22 protein-coding genes are annotated in these 24,043 nt (G+C 39.1%); 17 read left to right on the plus strand and 5 right to left on the minus strand.

Annotated elements, in window-relative coordinates; genetic code table 11:
* Positions 1–28: 28 nt before the first annotated feature.
* Positions 29–523 (minus strand): TlpA family protein disulfide reductase, encoded by a 495-nt coding sequence (locus B4Z47_RS06765; protein ID WP_115048783.1) that lies wholly within the window; start codon positions 521–523, stop codon positions 29–31.
* A gap of 157 nt (positions 524–680) precedes the next feature.
* On the opposite strand from B4Z47_RS06765, the gene purN reads away from it, so the two are divergent.
* The gene (purN, locus tag B4Z47_RS06770) at positions 681–1,253 is read left to right on the plus strand and encodes a phosphoribosylglycinamide formyltransferase (RefSeq protein ID WP_070563826.1); all 573 of its coding nucleotides are present in this window, start codon (positions 681–683) and stop codon (positions 1,251–1,253) included.
* Between the two features lie 244 nt (positions 1,254–1,497).
* Here the strand turns inward: purN and B4Z47_RS06775 are convergent, their stop codons facing one another.
* Complete coding sequence (locus B4Z47_RS06775) at positions 1,498–2,730, minus strand: MFS transporter (protein ID WP_075994819.1); 1,233 nt, start codon at positions 2,728–2,730, stop codon at positions 1,498–1,500.
* Positions 2,731–2,821: 91 nt separating this feature from the next.
* Between B4Z47_RS06775 and B4Z47_RS06780 the strand changes: the two genes are divergently transcribed.
* From B4Z47_RS06780 to B4Z47_RS06820, 9 genes are all read left to right on the plus strand, one after another.
* Positions 2,822–3,319, plus strand: coding sequence for a PaaI family thioesterase (locus B4Z47_RS06780; protein WP_070563819.1), 498 nt, complete (start codon positions 2,822–2,824; stop codon positions 3,317–3,319).
* Between the two features lie 41 nt (positions 3,320–3,360).
* A complete protein-coding gene (locus B4Z47_RS06785; protein WP_115048785.1) occupies positions 3,361–3,783 on the plus strand; it encodes a transposase in 423 nt (140 codons plus the stop codon).
* Between the two features lie 101 nt (positions 3,784–3,884).
* Positions 3,885–4,532 (plus strand): SCO family protein, encoded by a 648-nt coding sequence (locus B4Z47_RS06790; RefSeq protein ID WP_115048787.1) that lies wholly within the window; start codon positions 3,885–3,887, stop codon positions 4,530–4,532.
* 1 nt (position 4,533) lies between these two features.
* Entirely contained in the window at positions 4,534–4,953 is a 420-nt protein-coding gene (locus B4Z47_RS06795; protein WP_075992750.1) for a c-type cytochrome, read from the plus strand.
* A gap of 294 nt (positions 4,954–5,247) precedes the next feature.
* Positions 5,248–5,835, plus strand: coding sequence for a TetR/AcrR family transcriptional regulator (locus B4Z47_RS06800; protein WP_158638758.1), 588 nt, complete (start codon positions 5,248–5,250; stop codon positions 5,833–5,835).
* An 8-nt stretch (positions 5,836–5,843) separates the two neighbouring features.
* On the plus strand, positions 5,844–7,169 hold the full coding sequence (locus B4Z47_RS06805; protein ID WP_075992752.1) for a TolC family protein: 1,326 nt from the start codon (positions 5,844–5,846) through the stop codon (positions 7,167–7,169).
* A gap of 26 nt (positions 7,170–7,195) precedes the next feature.
* Complete coding sequence (locus B4Z47_RS06810) at positions 7,196–8,353, plus strand: efflux RND transporter periplasmic adaptor subunit (protein ID WP_075992753.1); 1,158 nt, start codon at positions 7,196–7,198, stop codon at positions 8,351–8,353.
* 38 nt (positions 8,354–8,391) lie between these two features.
* Complete coding sequence (locus tag B4Z47_RS06815) at positions 8,392–11,562, plus strand: efflux RND transporter permease subunit (protein WP_115048789.1); 3,171 nt, start codon at positions 8,392–8,394, stop codon at positions 11,560–11,562.
* 131 nt (positions 11,563–11,693) lie between these two features.
* Positions 11,694–12,305: an HAD family hydrolase gene (locus B4Z47_RS06820; RefSeq protein WP_070568850.1), complete on the plus strand. Its 612-nt coding sequence runs from the start codon at positions 11,694–11,696 to the stop codon at positions 12,303–12,305.
* An 80-nt stretch (positions 12,306–12,385) separates the two neighbouring features.
* Here the strand turns inward: B4Z47_RS06820 and B4Z47_RS06825 are convergent, their stop codons facing one another.
* Together B4Z47_RS06825 and B4Z47_RS06830 are read right to left on the minus strand one after the other, a co-directional pair.
* Positions 12,386–13,747: a hypothetical protein gene (locus B4Z47_RS06825; RefSeq protein WP_070568854.1), complete on the minus strand. Its 1,362-nt coding sequence runs from the start codon at positions 13,745–13,747 to the stop codon at positions 12,386–12,388.
* Between the two features lie 14 nt (positions 13,748–13,761).
* Complete coding sequence (locus tag B4Z47_RS06830; RefSeq protein ID WP_046673558.1) at positions 13,762–14,367, minus strand: RNA polymerase sigma factor; 606 nt, start codon at positions 14,365–14,367, stop codon at positions 13,762–13,764.
* Positions 14,368–14,692: 325 nt separating this feature from the next.
* Between B4Z47_RS06830 and lysS the strand changes: the two genes are divergently transcribed.
* From lysS to coaA, 6 genes are all read left to right on the plus strand, one after another.
* Positions 14,693–16,411, plus strand: coding sequence for a lysine--tRNA ligase (gene lysS, locus B4Z47_RS06835; RefSeq protein ID WP_070568858.1), 1,719 nt, complete (start codon positions 14,693–14,695; stop codon positions 16,409–16,411).
* A 205-nt stretch (positions 16,412–16,616) separates the two neighbouring features.
* On the plus strand, positions 16,617–17,672 hold the full coding sequence (locus B4Z47_RS06840) for a patatin-like phospholipase family protein (RefSeq protein WP_115048791.1): 1,056 nt from the start codon (positions 16,617–16,619) through the stop codon (positions 17,670–17,672).
* Positions 17,673–17,703: 31 nt separating this feature from the next.
* Positions 17,704–18,936 (plus strand): nucleoside recognition domain-containing protein, encoded by a 1,233-nt coding sequence (locus B4Z47_RS06845; RefSeq protein WP_046673561.1) that lies wholly within the window; start codon positions 17,704–17,706, stop codon positions 18,934–18,936.
* A gap of 67 nt (positions 18,937–19,003) precedes the next feature.
* Positions 19,004–19,384, plus strand: coding sequence for a methylglyoxal synthase (locus tag B4Z47_RS06850; RefSeq protein WP_046673562.1), 381 nt, complete (start codon positions 19,004–19,006; stop codon positions 19,382–19,384).
* A 12-nt stretch (positions 19,385–19,396) separates the two neighbouring features.
* Complete coding sequence (locus B4Z47_RS06855) at positions 19,397–19,798, plus strand: OsmC family protein (RefSeq protein ID WP_070568864.1); 402 nt, start codon at positions 19,397–19,399, stop codon at positions 19,796–19,798.
* Between the two features lie 131 nt (positions 19,799–19,929).
* Positions 19,930–20,889 (plus strand): type I pantothenate kinase, encoded by a 960-nt coding sequence (gene coaA, locus B4Z47_RS06860; RefSeq protein ID WP_046673564.1) that lies wholly within the window; start codon positions 19,930–19,932, stop codon positions 20,887–20,889.
* Between the two features lie 2 nt (positions 20,890–20,891).
* On the opposite strand, the gene B4Z47_RS06865 is transcribed toward coaA, so the two are convergent.
* Entirely contained in the window at positions 20,892–21,734 is an 843-nt protein-coding gene (locus B4Z47_RS06865) for a mechanosensitive ion channel family protein (RefSeq protein ID WP_070568869.1), read from the minus strand.
* Positions 21,735–21,911: 177 nt separating this feature from the next.
* Between B4Z47_RS06865 and B4Z47_RS06870 the strand changes: the two genes are divergently transcribed.
* Positions 21,912–24,011 (plus strand): heavy metal translocating P-type ATPase, encoded by a 2,100-nt coding sequence (locus tag B4Z47_RS06870; protein WP_115048794.1) that lies wholly within the window; start codon positions 21,912–21,914, stop codon positions 24,009–24,011.
* Positions 24,012–24,043 lie beyond the last annotated feature (32 nt).

Genomic DNA, 24,043 nt, shown 5'->3' on the forward strand with positions numbered 1-24,043 from the left:
CTTTTTTTTATTGCTAATTTTTAAACATTTAACCTGTAATACCTAAAGCTTTTAACAACTTGTTTATATCGTCTTCGCCGTCCAAATGCTGTACCAATACTTTGGTTTTTGCATCATAGATATAAAGCGAAGGGTAATTGCTTGGCTTAAATTTCTCAATAAATTGAGTTCCAGCATCAAACAAGAATTTGACATTTGCGGCACTTTTCAATGCCTTCGCATGCATATTAATAAATCCATCGACATAAGGCTTGTCATTCATGGAGATAAAATAGAAGGATACATTCTTGAATTTGGACAAGTGCTGTGCGATACCAGCGCCCATTTTCTGGCAATGGCCACAACCCGGGTCGTAAAAATCCAACACAATATAACCCGATTTTGGAAGCTTGTCCGAATTAAACTTGTTAGCCTGATAGACCTCCTCAAAAGTAAACGATGGAAGTGTTTTGGGTGCCTGTGCAAAAACAGGTTGAAATAAGAAAAATACACTTACAAAAAATAGGGAACAAAGGAACCTCATGTTAAAGAAATTTAAACCAACAGTGACTATTCAATTAATTTTAATCAATAATACTTAAAAATGCGCTTCAGTCAACTATTATTTTAGTTTTTTTACAAAAAATCCGTAAGTTTGGGCTAATTTTTAAATCGATCAAATCTATTAATACTTATTAATCGTGAAAAAACGAATTGCTATTTTTGCTTCAGGTTCAGGGTCCAATGCTCAAAAAATAATGGAACATTTCAAGTATTCAGATGAAGCTGAGGTTGCCTTGATTTTATCCAATAACCCTGATGCTTACGTTATTCAACGAGCCGACAATTTTGAAATACCTGCACATATATTTGATCGTGACGAATTTTACAAAACCGACAACGTTGTCAATATTCTTAAAAACTTAAATATTGATCTGATTGTTTTGGCGGGTTTTCTTTGGCTCGTTCCCAATAACCTTCTGAAAGCATTTCCAAATCAAATTATAAATATACATCCTGCTCTCCTACCAAAATATGGTGGCAAAGGTATGTATGGTGACCATGTGCACAAAGCCGTTTTGGCCAATAAGGAAGAGGAACATGGCATTACGATCCACTTCGCAAATGAACATTTTGACGAGGGGGAAATTATATACCAAGCACGATTCAAAGTGGATCCCAACGATACTTTAGACATTATTAAATTTAAAGGGCAGCAACTTGAACATCAGTACTTCCCTAAAATAATTGAAAATCTTATCAAAAAAATGTAAAAACAATTCTATTATTTAGAATTGTTTTAAACAAATTGTAACTTTGTATTATGAACGAAGTTATTGAATCTGTGTTGGAGATCGATGAGTCAGAAAATAAAGCCGGGTTGTTTCAGTTTCGGAATACGGCTATGAACCCTTTTTCTGACTTTTCTTGTGCCTGCTTTAAAAAGTGTTGCAAAAAATATAAAGAAGGCAAACGCTGTAAAAAATGTCCGGGACGAAAAAAATAGCTATTTATTGACTACTCTTCCAGATAGTCTAAATCTTTATCAAAGCTTTCTTCTAACTGAGTCAACGAATAAATTGCTATACCCGAAAGAACGACAACCATTGTAATTGCTGCTGGCACAATTCCAAATGCATTTACTAGAAGTCCATATAGCATTGTTGATGGAATGAGTGCACCCCGTACAAAATTGGGGGCCGTCGTTGCAACAGTTGCTCTGAGATTTGTACCAAATTGTTCCGCTGAGATAGTCACAAAGGTTGCCCAATACCCTACTCCTAAGCCCATTATAAAGGCAAGGCTTAAAAACTTTGTCGCTGTAATACCATCACTCAATAAATACCATAGTGAACTTCCAATGATAATTAATTGACATATAAACACCACTTTTTTGCGGGATTTTAAAATCTGTGCGAATATTCCTGCCAGTACATCCCCAATAGAAATACCGATATAGGTAAACATCACCCCTTGACCAGCACTCAATGTACCTGTAGCCCCTAAGGCCTTGCCGATTTCCGGAGCCTGTGTAACCAAAACACCGACAACAAACCAGATTGGAAGGCCAATACAGAGACAGTTAACATACCGTTTTAACCGGCTTTTATTTGTAAAAAGCATACGGATATCTCCTTTCACAACACCCGATTTATCTTGATCCTTAAATAATCCTGATTCAAAAGAGCCAATGCGCAACAGTAACAACAGTAAGCCCATTCCACCACCGACAAAGTAGGCCGTCCGCCAGTCAAATTCTTCCGAGACAAAATAGGCCAATATAGCGCCTAAAACACCGACACCGGCAACCAACATGGTCCCATAACCGCGTTTTGATTTATGCATACTTTCAGAAACCAAGGTAATTCCCGCCCCCAGTTCTCCGGCCAATCCAACGCCCGCTATAAAACGAATAATACCATACATAAGCACATCATGTACAAAACCATTTGCAATGTTCGCTACAGAGTATAAAAGAATCGATCCAAAAAGCACTTTTAAACGTCCAAATTTATCCCCTATAATCCCCCAAAGAATTCCACCCAACAGCAAACCGCCCATTTGCATATTGAGCACAAATTCACCCTTTACCCGCATTTCTTCCGCAGGGACGCCAATATCAGTGAAGGACTGAATACGAACTATGGAGAAAATAATCAAATCGTAGATATCGACGAAATAGCCCAGTGATGCAATCATAACCAGTAACCATACTTTTTTGCTGGATTGTTTTTCTTTTATTGTTGACATTTTAGGTTTTTTGATCTGTAAAAATACCATAGTGAAGCTATAAAACCAAGATTTCGAAAAATAATCCGACACATTGTTTTACTTTTGCATCATGAGATATAGTCCACTTGCCTTAACATGGCTATTACGTATTTACCCACCATTTCTATTTCAGGGAATCTGGGTTAAAAAAATTAGCCCCGGCTTCCAAGGCGCCAAAGTAAAAATTTATAAGACACCATTCAATATCAATACCAACAAAACATTATTTGGCGGAACGATCTTTTCTGCAGCAGATCCAATATTCCCCATCCTCATTGATCAGTATCTTCAAAAGATTGGTTTTAAAAAAACGGTGGCCTGGTTAAAATCATCACAGATCACCTTTAAGAAACCCGGCAAAACCAGCGTGGAATATTCTGTGCAACTCTCCGAGGAAATCCTTGAAGAATGTGCCCATATTATCCGTACAAAAGGCAAAGTAGTAAAAGATTTTACCCTGGAAATTAAAGATAAGTCTGGCGATCTCTGTGCCACGGTACGTTGTGAAACCTATATTCGTGACTTGAATTTTACATTCCCTTCCAGAAATCGAAATATTGAGCCATAAGAAATTAATATATTTGTCCAATTACCAAAAAAACAAAAAACATGAATAAAATCGCGTTTGTAGCTATCGCATCCTTGGCAATAGCAGCATGTGGAACTCAGGGAAATGGTGCAACAGGTGTAAAAGCCCTGCAAGATTCAACTATTAAGATACATGATGAAATTATGCCTCAAATCGCTCATTTCGACCGCGATGCTGTTAAGATAGATTCTATTTTGGCAAATTTAAAAAACCTAAAAACAACTAAGTCTGATTTAGACACCAATTTAACAAGAAAAGAGCTAAGCACATTGAAAGCTAATTTAGAAAGTGCTACAGACCATATGATGGACTGGATGAAAGGATATAACCCAGATTCAACAGATGTTAAATATTTTGAAACAGAGCTGCAAAAAGTAAGTGATATGAAAAAAATATTTGATAATGTTTCTAAAGAAAGCCAAGACAAATTAAAGAATTTTTAAATCCAAAAATTCAAATAACGCAGTCCACCCCGCTTTAGATTAACATTAAATTGTTCGTGTAAAGATGGAATCAAGCTTTTACAAACAAAACTATTAAACACATGAGATCCATAACTAAATTTTACTGCGCAACTGGCCTTTTACTCGGTTTATTTTCCTGTAAAAACAATAGCCAGACAAGCCTACCCATCTATGGCGAAAGAGAAGCTGTAGAAAAAACAGTTGATGGAAAACAAATCGTAGATACAGTCTATCATACTATTCCACCTTTTAAACTGCTCAATCAGGATAGTACAATGATTTCAGATAAAGATTTTGAGGGTAAAGTATATATCGCCAACTTCTTCTTTACCCATTGTCCAAGTATCTGTCCGACGATGAATCGCAACCTATTAAAGATATACCAGCAATACAAGGATAATGAAGAAGTTCGTTTCCTGTCCCATAGTATAGACTTTAAATACGATCAACCCTATGTTCTGAAAGATTATGCCAATAAATTGGGTGTAACCAATAATCACTGGCAATTTGTTTCGGGGACTAAAGCAGAAATATATGGTCTAGCCAATCAATACCTGGTTTATACCGCTGAAGATAAAAATGCACCTGGTGGTTACGATCATCAAGGTTACCTTGTCTTAATAGATAAGGATAAAAGAATTCGGGGTGCCTACGACGGTACAAACGATGAGCAGGTGAAAAAATTGATAAACGATTTACCTTTACTCTTGAGTGGGGCTAAAAAGTAACATGCGCATTCTCTTAACAACAGGTATAACGATCGGGGTTATTTTATCGATCTTGATTGGTTGTCAGCAGGAAGTTGATATCAAAACGGCACAATATGCGGTTAATGGTCAAAAGGTATACCGAACACATTGTCAAAATTGTCATGGAGAGAAAGGTGAAGGATTGGGAAATCTCTATCCTCCCCTAACCGATACTACCTTTCTGCAAACGCATCGTCAGGAGCTTGCTTGTATCATCAAGCACGGGACTTCCGGAGAACTTGAAGTAGCAGGCAAAAAGTTTAATAATACCATGCCCGCTTCAAATCTTTCTGCAATTGATATCGCTTATGTATTAACATACATCAATACCAAGATCAATAAAGGAAAGAATCTATATCCTCTGGAAGAAGTGGAGAAAAATTTAAAAAATTGTAAATAGAAAAAAGCGTTGGTTTTATAAGCCAACGCTTTTTTTTCTATGCAACCGATCCACCTCCTCTAAGAAAGATCTTCGGGCCAATCTGCAAGCGACAATCAAGCTACAACCCTGGCACTCTTGGCACTACTTCCCCTCCGCCCATCAAAAAAAATAAAAAGTTGAAAACAATTTCACCTTTTTTTCCTTATTGTATTATTGGTTCAAATCGTTTTATATTTATTGATTTATAACAATATTCTGACATTTTGGATCCAAATTAATCGTTAATTTTGCAACCGAATGAACGTTCGATTGATGAATTCCAATGAAAAAATTGCGGCAGTACTTGCCAGCACACTAAAACTTATACAAACAAACGGCTTCCATGGAACGCCGATGAGCAAAATCGCACAAGATTCTGATGTAGCAATAGGAACTATCTACCATTATTTTCCATCAAAAGATGACCTAATCTTTGCACTGTTCAAGCATTGTAGAACATTACTGAATGATTACATTTTTGATGGTATAAAAGATGATTTCGATTATAAAGATTCCTTTATTCATATCTGGCGCAACTTTGTCAAGTTCTATTTAGAAAATGGGCATATCTTCAGTTTTTTTGAACAGTTTTTTTCGTCTCCTTATTACGAGAAAAACAAAGCTGAGATACAAGAACCTGTAGGTGGACAAAATAAAGTTGTTGATTTTTTACAAGAAGGCATTGACCGAAAAATATTGAAACAGGTAGACGTCCATCTTTTGGTGGCCAGTTATATTGGTGTAGCCTTATCCACTGTTCACAGTATCAAATTTAAAGATCTCAAATTCTCTGAACAGAATGTAGAAGATTTAATTGGGATTATTTGGGATGGAGCTATTAATAGAGAAAAAAATAATTAATTACATATATGAAGTTTAATAGAATCGTTTATTCCTTGGCGGCCCTGTCGCTTTTGAGTAATACAGGATTTGCACAACAGCAATCTGAAAACTTGCCGGCAAATGCAACACTTCAGCAGCTGATTGATTACGCCTTACGTAATCAAATCTCTGTAAAACAAGCACAATTGGACGAGGCCATCGGTGAAAAAGATATTGACATCTCCCTTTCAGGTTGGTACCCTCAATTGGGTCTAAAAGGAAGTTACAATTATAATGTCATTGTTCCATTAGCAAATATTGGCGGAAATAATATCAAAATGGGGCAGAACAATGCGAGTGCCTTAACGCTTCAAGCAGACCAACAGATCCTTAATCCGGAGCTAATGCAGGCAAAAAAAGCCGCTGAGCTGGTACGTCTCGGTAATAAACAAAATACGGAGAACAAAAAAATAACAGCTGTTGTGGAAGTCAGTAAAGCCTATTATGACATCCTTACCTCGGAAGAGCAGATCAAGATTGTTCGCGAAAATATTGCTCGCCTTCAAAAACAATTGAAAGATGCGAAGTCACAATATGATGTGGGTTTAGTTGATAAAACCGACTATAAGAGAGCGCAAATTGCGTTGGCAAATTCGAATGCTGACGAGAAAAGAACGGTTGAGCTTCGTAAATATAAATACGAATACCTTAAACAATTGCTAGCTTTGGATAAAAGCAAAAATTTGACGCTTTCATTTGACAATAGCAGTATGGAATCAGAGATTCTACTTGATACAACTGCAGGAATAAGTGTCTCTAATCGAATTGAATTCCAACAATTGGAAACATCGAAAAAGATTCAACAGTTGAGCACACAGTATTATAAATGGACATATTTACCAAGCGTAAGTGCCTTTTATAATTACGCATTCAACTATAGAAATGATAAATTCAGTAAGCTTTATTCCGACAATTTCCCGGGTTCAGTAGCTGGCCTAAATGTTTCTTTTTCAATTTTCGACGGGTTTAAACGTAAAAAACAAATCAATAAATCCAGATTGCAGGAAGAAAGAATTGACTGGGATATCAAAAATTTAGAAAACAGCATTAACACAGAATATTCGTTGGCAAAGGCAACCTATAATGCAAATTTAAATGACTGGAAAACAGCTAAAGAAAATGTGGATCTCTCCAAAGAAGTATACGAGACAATCAAACTTCAATATGACGAAGGTATCAAAACTTACCTCGATTTAATGACAGCAGAGACTGATCTCAAAACAACACAGCTCAATTATTTGAACTCCCTTTATGCGCTATTGTCAAGTAAATTGGATGTTCAGAAAGCAGTTGGGGCAATCCACACAAATTAATCAATAAACGGAAACTAATACAAATCATGAATAAAAGACAATTATTATTCGCTTTCTTCCTTGGGACGGCATTAGTATGGACCTCTTGTGGAAATAAAGATGCAAAAAAGCAAGGTGCAGCACAGGCTCAGGCTGAAAAAGTTGTCCCTGTCAGCTTTGGTGTCGCATCGCATGAGACTGTTACAGGTACAATCAGCTATCCAGCAACAGTCAAACCGTTGAACGAAGCAGATCTATATGCGGAAGTAAGCGGCTATATCACAAAAATATATGTTTCTGACGGTGCAGTAGTTTCCGCAGGACAAGCTCTTTATGAAATTGATGGAACACGCTACAACGCAGCTGTCCAACAAGCTAAAGCAAGCTTACAGGTCGCACAGACTGATTTGGACCGACAAAAAAGAGATTTAGCACGTTACCAGACATTGGCCGATAAAGACGCGATTGCGAAGCAGGTTTTTGACAATGCAGTATCAAATGTAGCGGCTTCTCAGGCACAGGTAGAGTCGGCTCGTGCGGCATTGGTCACTGCAAATACAAACTTATCACGGTCAACGATCCGCGCTCCTTTCAGTGGTACTGTAGGGATATCACAGGTGCGTTTGGGAGCTTTAGTTAACCCAGGCACAACCCTATTGAATACCTTGTCTTCAACCAGTCCAATTGCTGTTGAGTTTCAGGTAAACGAAAAGGATATTGCCAAATTTACCCAATTGCAAAGCAGCCATTCCTCTTCGGACCTTTCTCTTTTATTGCCAAATGGAAGCACTTATGAAGGCAAAGGAACGATCACAACCATTGACCGCGCAGTTGACCCTGCTACCGGAACAATCAAAGTGCGGGCTACTTTCCCGAACAATGCCAACGAATTGCGGGCTGGTATGAATATTACGATGAATGTATCAACAACCTCGGCTACAGAAGAAGTTGTTGTACCTTACAAAGCTGTCTTTGAACAGCTCGGGGTATTTAACCTTTATGCTGTGAATGATAGCAGCAAAGCTGAAATACGTCAAGTAAAATTAGGTATTAAAGCTGGTGATAAAATTGTGATTAAAGAAGGTGTCAAAGACGGTGAAAAGATTATCGTCGACGGTACCATGAATGTCCAAAATGGAGTTAAAGTAGTTGATGCTGCTGTCGCTGCCCAACAGGCTGCGAAAGGAGCACCTCAAGGAAAATAACACCATTAATTTTTTAAAGAGAATCTAAAAGATATAGAATGATTTCAGAAGTATTTATTAAGAGGCCAGTTACCGCAATCGTTATTTCGATATTGATTTCAATTATCGGGATCATTGCAGTATCCACGTTGCCAATTAGCCAGTATCCTTCTATTGCACCTCCAACAGTAACGGTTACGGCCAATTACACCGGAGCTGATGCACAGACGGTTGAACAAACCGTGACAACTCTTATCGAGAGTCAGATCAATGGTACACCTGGCATGATTTATATGTCGTCCAATAGTACGTCAAATGGTCAAGCAACAATTACGGTGACATTTGAAGTAGGTACGGATATCGATATTGCGACCTTAGACGTACAAAACCGCGTGGGAATCGCTGAACCAGCCCTTCCCGAAGCTGTGAGACGTCTGGGAATTACGACCCGTAAAGCCAATAACGATATCCTGATGTTGGTTGCCTTAACTTCACCAAAAGGAACGAGAGATGAAAATTTCTTGGCCAATTACAATAACTTATACGTTAAAGACGCGCTCTTACGTGTGAAAGGTGTCGGTGACGTAACGGCTTTTGGTCAGCCATTTTCAATGCGTGTATGGCTAGATGCAAATAAATTGGCTAATCTAAGCATGACCCCGGCCGATGTATCGACAGCGATTGCGGAACAAAACTCCCGCATACCTGGTGGTAGTGTGGGTGGACGTCCACAAGAGTCTTCGACAGTATTTGAATATCCAATCATTACCGATAGTGACCTTTCGAATCCGGAAGACTTTGAAAACATCGTTGTAAAAACCAACAAAGATGGATCTATCGTACTTTTAAAGGATGTTGCACGTGTTGAATTGGGTCAATTTAATTATGGTACATCATCTACCGTAAATGGTATGACCTCATCTGCGATGATGATTAACCAGACCCCGGGAGGAAATGCCGTAGAATCCGCAGAAGGTATTGTGACAGCATTGGAAAAATTAAAGAAATCTTTTCCAACGGATGTAGATTATACCATCAGTTACGAGACAGTTTCGGTAGTAAATGCCTCAATTTCTTCGGTTATCCATACCCTAGTTGAAGCATTGATCCTGGTAACAGTGGTGGTATTTTTCTTCCTTCAAAGCTGGAGGGCAACATTAATCCCCGTATTGGCAATTCCGGTATCCATCATCGGTACATTCATCTTCTTCCTGATGTTTGGCTTTTCGGTCAACAACCTGACCATGCTCGCCTTTGTATTGGCCATCGGTATTGTGGTGGATGATGCCATCGTTGTGGTGGAAGCTGTGCAGCACTATATCGACCATTATAAGCTGGATGCAAAAGAAGCGACACGTCGCGCTATGGGCGATATCACCGCTCCGGTTATTGCAATTGCATTAATTTTGGCTGCCGTATTCGTTCCTGTAGGTTTTATCCCTGGGATGGTCGGTAAATTGTATCAACAATTTGCCATCACGATCGCTGTATCCGTTATGTTGTCTGCATTTATTGCCCTTTCGTTAACTCCAGCATTATGTTCGATTTTATTAAAACCAACAGCAGTACATGAAGGCGCTAAAGGTTTGAATAAATTTTTCTACAAATTTAATATTTGGTTTGAAAAAGTGACCATCAGGTACTCAAATGGTGTAAAACAGGCTATCAAAAAAGCACCACTGGTATTGATTATTCTGTTATGTATTTTTATCGGAACAGGCTGGATGTTTACAACCAAACCAACTGGATTTATTCCTTCAGAGGATGGTGGTGCATTTTTCGCCGGTATTACATTGCCAGAAGGTTCTTCTTCTGCGCGTACAAATGAAGTTCTTAAAGAGATTGAAGCCGATCTACACAAGACATTTCCAGAAATCAAGTATGTTACTGCAATTTCCGGTATCAATATTTTGAACCGCGCGTTTAAATCCAATGGTGCAACAGTGTTCGTTTCGCTTAAACCTTGGGAAACCCGTACACGCACGGCAAACGATATCGCTGGTATGATTATGGGTAAATACCAGGGCTATACCAAAGCAAGGGTGTTGGCGGTAACGCCACCAGCAATTCCGGGTCTAGGTACATCTGGAGGTTTCTCTATGCAGGTACAGGATTTACAGACGGTAAATATCAAAGATTTCGAAGCGACAGTCGGCAAATTCTTGATGGCTGCCAACCAACGTCCAGAAATTGGAATGGCTTATACCCTATTTAATACCAACTCTCCCAACTACAAATTGGAAGTGAACCGCGAACAGGCAAAACGCATGGGCGTGCCTATCTCCAGTATTTATTCGACGATATCATCCTATTTGGGTAGTAGCTATGTGAATGATTTTACAAAGTATGGTCGTAGTTACCGTGTCGTCACACAAGCTGATATCCCGTACCGTATGAATATTGAAGACATCAACAAATTGTATGTCAATAATGTGTCGGGAAACCCTGTACCTATGGGTACGCTGGTTAAGTATGAATTGATGACTATGCCTTCGATCATCAATCACTACAATATCTTTAGAAGTATCGAGATCAATGGTAGTTCGGCCCCTGGTTACTCATCAGGAGATGCTTTGAAAGCCTTACAAGAAGTAGCTGCACAAACATTACCAGAAGGTTTTGACTATCAGTTCTCCGGTCTGTCGCTGCAAGAGATGCAATCGGGATCAAAAACTGTCCAAATTTTTGCGTTGTGTATCCTGTTTGTGTTCTTGCTTTTAGCCGCATTATACGAAAGTTGGTCTGTACCATTCTCTATTTTATTATCTGTTCCTTTAGGTGTATTTGGGGCCATATTAACCCTAACATTAATCCCTACATTGGATAATAACATCTATGCACAGATTGGTCTGGTCACCATCATTGGACTTGCTGCCAAGAATGCGATTCTAATTGTGGAGTTTGCTAAGGAACGGGTTGATATCGGGATGAACCTTTATGAAGCGACATTAGATGCTGTAAAATTGCGTCTACGCCCAATTATCATGACGTCCTTTGCCTTCATCTTGGGGATTATTCCATTAATGCTATCTCATGGAGCTGGAGCAATTTCTCGCCAAACAATCGGTTGGACGGTATTTGGTGGTATGACTGCAGCCACACTCCTAGCGATCTTTATCGTTCCGGTACTATTCGTTGTGATTACACGTATGGCATACGGTAAGAAAAAATTGGCTGAATTAGAAGCGAATTTCGATGAAGAGAAAGCGAAAAATTTAAGTTCACACTAATTATACGCTGCCTCTGTGAAGAATCCCCACGGAGCTAACAGCAAGAAGCCTTTCCTTGTAACAAGGGAAAGGCTTCTTTTTTGCTCGTCCAATTATATTTTTTTATTTTTACTGCTCACTATTAAAAGTATATGTCACCTGAATCACAACGAAAATTTGAATTACTAAACCTTCTTGCCGAATCCTACGACGCACTATTATTTGATGTCGATGGTACCCTGGCAGATAATATGGACGCACATAAACAAGCCTATAAAGCTGCAGCCAAACAATACGGAGTCGAGTTGGATGTCAATTTGATTGATGAAACTGCCGGATGGCCCACTGTGGCTGTTGCAGAGGAAATCAGCAAACGCTATGAGGTAGATTTCGATTATCAAGAATTTTCCACACTAAAGTCTACTATTTTTCGAGACGAGTATGTTTTCAAGACTAAGCCTGTAGATTACGTTGTTGAACATCTAAAATATCAGAAAGGTAAAAAACACATCGCTGCCGTTTCAGGAGGAACCAGAACAACCTTATCCATGACATTAACCACCATTGGTGTATGGGATGATTTGGAAACACTGGTTTGTGCTGGAGATACAGCTGAGGGAAAACCTTCACCACAACCCTTTCTTTTGGCAGCTGCTCAATTGAATATTGCTCCGGAAAGATGCCTGGTCTACGAAGACGGGACCCCTGGAGTTGAAGGTGCGAAAGCCGCAGGAATGGGTTGGGTTCGCGTTGATGAAATTTAATAAACCCCAATTTGCAGACTATAAAAAAAGCCGCAGTAAACTTCAAGCTTACTGCGGCTTTTTTTATAACATTATGCTATTTAAAAACTAGTAATTATTTTCACTCCCCCGTTGCTATAGTTCAAATCGGATGATTTCAAATTTCCGATTGGAGCTTTATAATAAGGCTCTACAGAAATGGATAATTTTCCAACTTTCTGTTTCCGACCAACTGAAAAATTAATAAAGCCGTTCACACCTTTATCATCAACATTTTTGTCTTGAGATTTTTGTCTGTACTCCGTATTATTTGTTTCATAGATCGTTGCCCGTTCCTGATCCAATACACCAACATAGGATACACCGACTGAGGTATAGAAATTCTTGTTTATCGCGTATCTAACATCCAATGGGATATCAACTGTTAGGATTTTACCTGAAACCCGTTCATTACTCTTTGCATCTTTTGCATCTGCTGCCCGCATCGCAAAGGAATTATTCAAATTCGATTGAGAAATATAATTTGGCGCATCTGCATTAAGAGAATTTGATCCCATTGCAGGAGTAATGGGTGAATTACCCGAAACAGCTCCATAATGTTGAATGGAAGCTCCTGAACGAAGACTTACTTTGCTCGAAATATTATAGGCTAGCGCGACCCCACCACCGAGCGTTATGCTTTCCGATGTAGAGGCTGGGGATACAAAAGCGCCCATTTCCCATTTTTTATCTTGAGGAATGTTCGTGTGAACAACACTAGTTCTTGTTCTCCCTTGTTGCGCATCATACAATTGCGCGAGTTTTACAGCGTCACGTTGCGTTTGATTAACAGGCGGGATTAGCCCTGAATTGGTCGATGCAATAACGGTTTTATTCGTCAACGTGTTATTTGTTGACGCGCTTGCCCGTTCCGCTTCATTATCAGGTACGCCAACCTGCGCTGAAAATGAATTATTTTTCAATTGCATGGACTGCAGTCTTCCTAAATCGGCTGATACAGTCACATCCTGCCCCTGCATTAATCGCCCAGCACCTAATATCAAGTGGTGATTACCCAAACTTTCTGTCGGATGAGCCGTTGGTACAGAATAGGTATAGGGCTTTTGCAGTGCTAATACCTCTGGACTTAAAGCCCTACCGCCCCTAATATCCGATAATGAACGCTGGATGGATTCTTTTAAATCTTTGTTGTCGCCTAACACATCTTCTCGTTCCGGCAGATGTGTTAACACTACTTCCGGTAAATCAGTCTCCACATTCTTCTTTAGCCCCCAATACCCCACACCAAAACACAATAACACGGCCGCAGCAGCACTCCAGTATTTCCAATTCGAAGAACGATGTGCTGAAACGCCATAACTTGAGGCAAATTTCTCCCAGGAACCTTCTTTATAAGGTAGTTCATGGTCCTTTAATTGTCCAATGATCTCTTCTATCAATTCCTTTTTCTTATTGTCTTTCATCGTAACAACACTATTTATCTTATTTCTTGAACTACGCCTGTATAATCCAAGTATAATTTTCTAAGTTTTTGTTTCGCTCGCGTCAGATAAGTCCTTGACGTACTATCTGGTATGTTAAGCATTTGGGCTATTTCATCATGCGAATAACCCTCAATTTCATAGAGATTAAAAATAGTTTTTTGAATTTCGGGGAGCTGATCGAGCAGACGCATAATCTCATTGACCTCTAGTCGACTGTCCAATTGTACTGCAGGAGTATGCATATCCCCTTCTCCCAAATCTTCAACCGAATAAAACTGCTTTTTACTTCGTAAAAAATCAATCGAAATATTGGCAGCAATTCGCCCTATCCAGGCTCTAAATGATTTTTCGAGATTTTCATCATCAATATCCCTATTAAATGATTCTAATTTCCGAAATACCCGAACAAAACTTTCATTTACAAGCTCTTCCGCGTCCACATCCTGTTTAACATAACGAATAATAATAGCCATGAGATAACCATAATACTTCTTATAAACGAAGGCCTTGCCGTCCTCACGATCGCGTAAGCAACGTTCTAAGGCATCCTGTAAAGATGATAGCTTCTTGTTATAAAAATATGACCGAATTATACCCACTTAAACCATTTAATTATTAAGTTTCAAACTTAGACAAATTGCCTTTCATATGCAATCAATAACATATGCCATGTAAACAATCTATCGAATTCTCCCTTTCAAGATGAACGTTTTTTTCGAGGAGATAACGAAATTAAAATTATAAAACTCAACATCAAATAGCCGAATGTCCCCTTGTAATAATATCACTATTTAACTATTTTTATCCATATAACGAAATGCCATTTCCTTTCGCTACAGCGTTTTCAAAAAAAATCCATAAAAAGAATTGAAAAAAATGGCTATTTTTGCGTGATTTTCACATTTTAAATATTATTCATACCGAATGAGTACTGTATTATCCGAACAGGAACAACTTAGAAGACAAGCGATGCAATCGTTGTTGGATATGGGAATTGATCCATTTCCAGCCAACGAATTTGTCGTCAATGCACATGCTGCTGATATTTTAGAAAATTACGATAGAGATAAATTGAATTATAAGAACATCACCATTGCGGGACGTATCATGAGTCGTCGTGTCATGGGTAGTGCTTCATTTTTTGAAATTCAAGACTCAACCGGACGTATTCAAGCTTATATAAAGCGTGACGATGTCTGTCCTGATGAGAATAAAGACCTTTACAATGTAGTTTTCAAAAAGCTATTGGATATTGGCGATATCGTTGGTATCAAAGGCTATGTCTTCACGACACAAACCGAGGCCATTGCAGTACACGTAGAAGAATTTACTGTTTTATCCAAATCGCTGCGCCCCCTACCTGTTGTTAAATCGGCAGAAGGTAAAACTTTTGATGCGTTTACAGATCCAGAACAACGCTATAGAATGCGTTATGTAGATTTGATCGTAAATCCAAGTAACAAAGACATATTTATCAAACGTACGAAGCTTTTCAATGCGATGCGTCAGTTCTTTAACGACGCTGGATATATGGAAGTAGAAACACCGGTCCTGCAATCCATCCCAGGCGGTGCTGCGGCACGTCCGTTCATCACGCATCATAATGCTTTAGATATTCCATTATATCTTCGTATCGCCAACGAGCTTTATCTAAAAAGACTAATCGTTGGTGGATTTGATGGTGTATACGAGTTTTCTAAAAACTTTCGTAACGAAGGAATGGACCGCACCCACAATCCGGAATTCACCGCAATGGAAATTTATGTAGCCTATAAAGACTACAACTGGATGATGAATTTTACAGAACGTTTGTTAGAACATTGTGCGTTGGCTGTAAATGGTACGACTGAAGCAACCTTCGGTGAACATAAAATTGACTTTAGAGCACCATATAAACGGATATCGATGACAGATTCCATTAAGGAATTCACTGGATTTGATATTACTGGAAAATCTGAAGAAGAAATCCGTATCGCTGCCAAAGGAATGGGCATCGATGTAAACGAAACCATGGGTAAAGGCAAACTGATTGATGAAATTTTCGGTGCAAAATGTGAAGGAAACTACATCCAGCCGACATTCATTACGGATTATCCAAAAGAAATGTCTCCTTTAACGAAGAAACACAGAGATAATCCTGATTTAACCGAGCGTTTTGAGCTGATGGTTTGTGGAAAAGAGATTGCCAATGCTTATTCAGAACTTAATGATCCAATTGATCAACGTGAACGATTTGAAGATCAATTACGTCTTTCTGAAAAAGGTGATGATGAAGCCATGTTTATAGATCAGGATTTCCTTCGTTCATTGGAATATGGAATGCCACCGACCTCTGGACTTGGAATCGGTATGGACCGTTTAATCATGTTCTTGACCGATAATGCGTCAATCCAAGAAGTTCTTTTCTTCCCACAAATGAGACCTGAAAAAGTCGTCAAAGTAGCAGAAGTAAAAGATTATGAAGAACAAGGTATTCCTGCAGCCTGGGTTCCCGCATTACAAAAAATGGGCTTTACAACCATTGAAGCTTTAAAAGAAGCCAATCCGAACAAGGTTTTTAATGACCTTGGTGGTATGCGTAAAAAACTTAAACTGGATATCAATATGCCAACGAAAGACGAAGTATTTGCTTGGTTTAATTAAATCGGTATTTATGCTAGCTAAAAAAGCTGTCTCAAATTTTATTGAGGCAGCTTTTTTTTTAGGGCAAATTTGTAAAAGTATTTACAAATAGATTCGCTATGCATTGAAGCACAGGATCGCTGACAATTGTCACCAATATATGACTCCTGCCAATTGTAGACATTTGTTATATTTACATATCGTTAACTAAATCAGTTTTTAGCTTATGAAGAATATTCTCGCGCTTGACGGCGGTGGTATCCGGGGTATCATTCCTGCAATGGTTCTTGTGGCTCTCGAAGAGAAGTTGCAAAAGCAGACGATGGATCCTAATGCACGGATTGCCTCCTACTTTGACTTTATTGCGGGTACAAGCAGCGGCGGAATTCTAACGAGCATTCTCTTGTATCCGGAAGAAGGCAATCCCACGCATCCTAAATTTTCAGCTCGAGATGCTTTAAACTTATTCGTCAACCATGGAACTGAAATTTTCACGGCCTCCAAATGGCGTCGATTTCTGAGTGGATTTGGTCTGGTCAGTGAGCTGTATTCGTCGAATCCATTATCGAATGTCCTGGATGAATATTTTCAAAATGCACAATTGAGCCATCTTATCAAACCATGTATCATCACTGCATATAACATTGAATTACGGAAAAATCATTTTTTCAGGCAGCAAAAAGCAATTACGCATGGCGAAGCACGGGATTTCTACCTCAAAGACGTCTGCAAGGCGACATCCGCTGCGCCCACATTTTTTCCTGTTGCAGAGATCTATTCCCTTTCAAAAACAAGATATCCGTTGATTGATGGCGGTGTGTTTGCTCAAAACCCCTCCATATGTGGTTTACTTGAAGTTTTAAAGGCTTTTAACAGCACGCAGATAAACGACATGTTTATGGTATCCTTAGGTACTGGAATGTCAAAGACAGCTTATAACTACGAACATTTTAAGAAGAAACTTGCTATACAAATCGGCCCCGCTTTAGTTGACATTATGACAAGTGCATCTTGCGAGAGTACCGAATTTTTTATTCGGCAACTATTCCAAAATAATGGTAAGCAACAAAATTATCTGCGCATAGAGCCTTCCAACTTGTCTAGTATCAATGCGTCGCTAGATGCAGCCTCGCCCAATAATATACAGAAGTTGATTTCCCTATCCGATAAAATGATCAGTGAGCACGAGGATACATTGGATTATATCGTTGCACACCTCATTAAGGAAAAGAGTCAAAATAAGAAGAAAAATCCATGGAGCCAGTTGATGGATAAGTTCTAAAAGATTACTTTTACGCATATTTTAAATCTATATGGCATTAAACTACGTTTGGGTTGCATTTTTTTTAATCACATTTGCCGTAGCCCTTGTAAAACTAATCTTTTTCGGAGATACGGAAATCTTTCAGCAAATTGTAAATTCAATCTTTGACAGTGCAAAAACGGGGGCGGAAATCTCTTTAGGGCTGATCGGCATGATGAGTTTTGCCCTTGGAATTATGAAAATTGGCGAGAAAGGTGGTATGATCAATATTTTTGCAAAAATCGTGGGCCCTTTTTTCCATAAACTATTTCCGGAAATACCCAGAAATCACCCAGCACTTGGCTCAATTCTGATGAATTTCTCGGCTAATGCGTTGGGATTAGATAATGCGGCAACCCCATTGGGACTTAAAGCGATGAAGGAACTCCAGGAGCTCAATCCCAATAAGGAAACCGCTACCAATGCACAGATCATGTTTATTGTCCTCAATGCATCTAGCTTAACCCTATTGCCTATTTCAATTATGGCTTATCGGAAGGAAGCTGGTGCTCCAGACCCTTCAGATGTATTTCTGCCAATTTTGATCGCAACCTTCTTTTCCACATTGGTGGCTTTGATTCTCGTTTCCATCTATCAAAAAATCAATTTATTTAACCGTGTAATTCTTGGATACCTGGGTGCAATGGGATTATTTATCGGTGGACTACTTTATTACTTTTCGGGACTGCAACAAACAGAAATTGAAATATTCAGCAAAGTATTTGGTAATGTTATTTTATTCAGCTTATTTACCTCTTTCATAGGTTTGGCTCTTTTCCGTAAAGTAAATGTGTACGATTCATTTATTGAAGGTGCCAAAGAGGGCTTCGAAGTTTCTGTAAAAATAATCCCCTATCTTGTCGCCATGCTTGTTGGTATTGCGGTATTTAGAGCATCAGGAACGATGGACTATATGGTCGCTGGAATTTCCAAAGCCATCGCATTATGTGGTCTAGACACATCTTTTGTAGACGCTTTACCGGTAGCCTTTATGAAACCGCTTAGCGGCTCCGGTGCACGTGGACTTATGGTCGATTTGATGAATGCCAAAGGTCCAATGGACTTCGCTGCCAGGGTTGCTTGTGTTATACAAGGATCGACAGAAACTACTTTTTATGTCCTCGCCGTATATTTTGGTGCAGTGGGCATAAAACGTACTAGGCATGCTTTACCATGTGCATTATTAGCCGAATTAGCCGGTGTAATCGCAGCAATAATTATCTCATACATATTTTTTAAATAACATACTTATACTACAGAAAGGTCTGCTGTTATAACAATGTCAACTATTTACAAATTATTATATTGTGATGAAAAAAACAATCGCACTAATAGCCCACGACGGCAAAAAACCTGAAATGGTCGCATTTGTCAAAGACCACCAGGAATTATTGGAGCGCGCCAATATCATTGCCACAGGTACTACAGGCTCTTATGTCAGGCAGACAGGACTGCCTGTAGAATTGAAATTAAGTGGCCCCATGGGTGGTGATGCACAGATCGCAGCTTTAGCCGCCGAAAGAAAAGTGGACGGCATTATTTTCTTTCGCGATCCACTAGGAAAACATGCACATGAACCAGATATTCAAATGCTTATGCGTGTATGTGATCTTTACAATGTCCCTTTGGCAACAAATCCTGCAACTGGAAGCCTTATCATTGAAGGTCTATTAGAAGACGTTGAATCCTAATTTCTATCGCTTATGGACAATGAAGTAATCGTTTCAATAGGGAAAATCCCCTATACAACGACAGTACAATACGGTAAGCATCAAATAACGGTCGATGAACCTGAAGATATAGGCGGTGAAGATCAGGGCATAAACCCTACTCCATTACTGTTATCATCCTTAGGGAGTTGCAAAGCCATTACCGTCAAAATGTATGCGGACCGCAAAAATTGGCTCCTGGAAGAAGTACAGGTGCGTTTATCTTATGAGGTGCAAACAAGTGAGCAGCAGCAAACGACCTATATACAATGCTTTATCAGCTTTAAAGGAGATCTAGATGAGGTGCAAAAGCAGCGGTTGTTCAAAATTGCTGAAAAGTGCCCCGTTCATAAGATATTATCAAATCCTATTGTAATAACTTCAAATCATTTATAATGTTTCTTGGGATAACGGATAACACTAATTATATTTGTCCGCGCAAAAAAGACCTTTAATAGCTCCTAGAATCGAATAGAAAAGGTTACTTGTCCTGCAATATAGATAATTGGAATAAAAATAAAGCAACAATGCAATTGGATCCACAAATAGCAATAGACTCGCCTTTTAGATCGATCAAACGTGAAGACTGGAAAAATTTAAACGGAAAAGTATTGCACAATTTCAGTGTCGAAGATCTGGAAAATCTCCATGCACTGAATGAACCCTTGACAAATCAGGAAATAGAAGAAGTCTACTTTCCCTTGAGTCATCTACTTGAGATTCATATTGATCGTTTCCAAAGTCTTCACCAGCGTACAAACCGCTTCTTTGGCAAGGAAGTGAGCAAACTGCCTTATATCATCGGTATAGCTGGGTCGGTTGCTGTGGGAAAAAGTACGACAGCCCGTGTGCTACAACGTGTGCTTAGTTTACTCCCGTCCAAACCGAAGGTCGATTTGGTGACCACAGACGGTTTTCTTTACCCGAATCAATATCTTATCGAACGTGGTATTCTAAACCGAAAAGGCTTTCCTGAAAGCTATGATGCTAAAAGATTGATTCATTTCCTTTCAGCAGTGAAATCAGGAGCTCCAAAAATTACGGTTCCAGTATACAGCCACCTGGTCTATGACGTGTTGCCAGACGAACAGCAACAAGTGATTGAACAACCCGACATCCTTATTGTAGAAGGGATAAATGTATTACAAGTCAATTCCCAGCGACCACGAAAGGGACATAGCGTATTCGTTTCCGACTTTTTTGATTATTCAATCTATGTACATGCCAGCGAGAAAAATCTTATTGAATGGTATACCAATCGATTTGAGTCACTGCGTGCCACTGCATTTCAAAATCCGGCTTCATTTTTCCATAAATATGCAAATATGACAGCTGATGAAAGTCACACCATGGCTGTAAATATCTGGAACGAAATTAATAAGCCCAATCTAATTAAAAACATTTTGCCAACGAGATATCGCGCCGATCTTATTTTGGAAAAAGGAAGCCACCACTTTGTTAAAAATGTCAAAGTAAGAAAGATTTGACCCTACAGTCTCGTAAACTGCAGGATTTCATTTAATATGCTGCTTTGTACCTGTTGATGTACTTTATTGCTGGATGAGATTGCACTAACCTCAACTTTATATTTGATATAATCTTTAGTCATATCGGCGACCTTAATTGTAAAACCTTGGGAATGATCTAAATTTGGATTTTTTTGTAATAATGGACTTAAATACTGTTCCAATTCCGCCACTGCAAACGAGCGATCAATCGGCAATTCGAATTTTACAACAATTTTATTTGACTTTTGGGAGGTCTTATTGACCAACGTTGCAGTAAACACCAAATTATTGGGAATCATCACAGCGTCGTCATCTTCATCGCGCACAACCAGATTAGCCAACGTGATATCCACGATTTTCCCCTGATATTCGCCGATTTTTATGCGATCGCCTACAGAAAACTGATCCGAAAACATAATAATCAAACCAGATATCATATTCGTGATGTATTCTCTAAAAATCACAGCAATGGCCATTGCGACAATTGTCATGCTGGTGATAAAATCTTTTGGGTTAATCCCAACAGCTATCATTAGGCTGACAATAATGAAAAAGACATTGCCTACCGTGGCGACACGCGTAATTCCAAGCACAAAATTACCCCGTACAACCTGCTGCTCATTTCGGCTATTGTATAGTTTTACAAGGATAAAATGACCAATGGAGATCAGGACACTAGCTGTTAGAAAAGTATTTAAGCCGTATGCCATATTCCGGATGATCTCCCGCTGCTTATAAAAGGTTTCAAATTGAACAAAGGATGCCGTTAGCGCAATCAACAATATAATTCGGACGATAAAAGAAATTGAAATCGATTTTGTCATTTTTTACACAAGCTTAAGTTGTCTATCTAGTCAAATTTAATGTTCTCCCATTCACTATTCAAGATATTTCATGTAAAATGGCTTCAAACGGGCTTGCTAAACTAAACAATTTTACTTTACGTAAAAAGCATTATCAGGAAATAGCTATCTTTGGCTAAAGACATTACATGCTATTAAATGAAGGAATCGAACGTGCAAACTGAACTTAACGTAAGCGGAATGCACTGTGCAAATTGTGCTATTTCAATCCACAAATACCTAGAAAACAACGGTGCTAAGGATATCTATGTCGATTTTGCATCAGATGAAGTGAAATTTTCGGAGATACCGCTGGAACAAATACCTGTGCTGGTCAAAGGCATTGAGTCTTTGGGTTACAAAGTTATGGAGGGTAAGGATAAGAAACCTAGCTTTTGGAAATCTATCGAGCTTAAGTTCCTCTGCTGCCTCATCTTTACGATACCCTTGTGGAGTCACATGTTTACGAATTTACCTATTCTACATGATCCCTTTATCCAACTCGCGCTTTGTGCGCCAGTTTACATCATTGGTTTTTCCTATTTTGGCATCAGTGCATTTCGTTCCATCTGGAACAAAATGCCCAATATGGATGTACTCATCTTTATTGGATCTACAGCTGCTTTTGCCTATAGTCTCATTGGAACATATTATAATCTAGGACATGATTACCAGTTCTACGAAACATGTGCAACAATCATAACACTGGTATTTTTGGGAAATGTCCTCGAAAAAAGAGCCGTTACCAAAACCACATCAGCCATCAAAGAGCTGGTTAAATATCAAGATATACCCGCTATCAAAATTGAAAATGACCAAGAAGTCGAGCTATTAGCCCGAGAAATTAAATCCGGTGATATTTTAAAAGTAAATTCTGGAAATCTCATCCCCGCTGATGGCGATATTTTGGAAGGACAGGCTTGGGTGGACGAATCTATGCTAACCGGAGAAAGTCTACCTATTGAAAAACTTAAATATGATGCCGTCATCGGCGGTACCTTACTAACCGAAGGAAATATCAGAATCGTGGCGACCAAAGTTGGGTCTAAAAGTGTACTGTATCAGATTATCCAATTAATTAAAGATGCGCAGAGTAAAAAGCCACCTATTCAAAAATTTGGTGATAAAGTAGCCGCTTATTTCGTTCCAATCGTTGTGACGATATCATTTTTCACTTTTTTTGTTACTTATTTTATCGCACAATTGCCGCTGCAGCAATCCCTCATGAATGCCATAGCTACCCTTGTTGTATCCTGTCCATGTGCCATGGGGCTAGCCACACCTACTGCTGTCATGGTTGGCCTGGGAAGAGCTGCAAAAAGTGGAATACTGATCAAAGGCGGAAGCACCATCGAGGAGATGTCCGATCTCAAACAGATGGTATTTGACAAAACGGGGACCCTAACGACAGGCGATTTTAATATCAAAGCGATTCAGACCTTTGGTATCGAACAATCGCAAGTCGAATCGATCATCGCACAATTGGAGAGTTATTCGAGCCATCCGATCGCCAAGTCGATCCGAAAACAGCTCAAGGAGATAAAATCTTACCGCATTATCTTTAAGGAAGTCAATGAAATAAAAGGAAAAGGAATCTTTGCGACCGACACAAATGGAAATAACTACTCCATTTGCAATGCAAAACTTGGCGAAAAAGATTACTCTAATCGTTATGACCTTACCTTAACCATCAATGGCGTTGTAATTGCAGGCATTGTCCTCGAAGATCAAATTAAGCCGTATGCAAAGGAACTCATCCAATACCTCAAAGATAAAGGCATACGGCCTATTCTTTTGAGTGGAGATCGACAAAGCAAATGTGAACGCACAGCACAGAAACTTGGTATTGCGGATGTATATTGGGATAAATCGCCAGAAGAAAAATTAGCAATCTTGTTCAAACTCAAAAAGAATGGCCCTACCGCAATGGTTGGTGACGGTATCAATGACGCTCCCGCATTAGCTGCTGCCGATGTTGGCATCTCGCTTGGCGATTCGACACATATTGCCATCCAATCGGCAAAGGTGGTTTTATTAAACAATGAGCTCAAATCTATTGAAAAGCTGCTGGAAATTGGTCACCATACCCTATTGACGATAAAGCAAAATCTCTTTTGGGCGTTCGCGTACAATATTGTGGCCATACCGCTTGCCGCGGTTGGCTTTCTCGGACCTATGCTTGCCGCCCTTAGCATGGCCTTTTCAGACTTAATTGTCATCGGCAATTCGATTCGGCTCCGCTTTAAAAAAATCAAATAAAAAGGATACCCCATAAGTACCAAGACAATCCA

Origin of the sequence: Sphingobacterium sp. UBA2610, assembly GCF_002339225.1 — a bacterium.
GTDB classification, from domain to species: Bacteria; Bacteroidota; Bacteroidia; order Sphingobacteriales; family Sphingobacteriaceae; genus Sphingobacterium; species Sphingobacterium multivorum.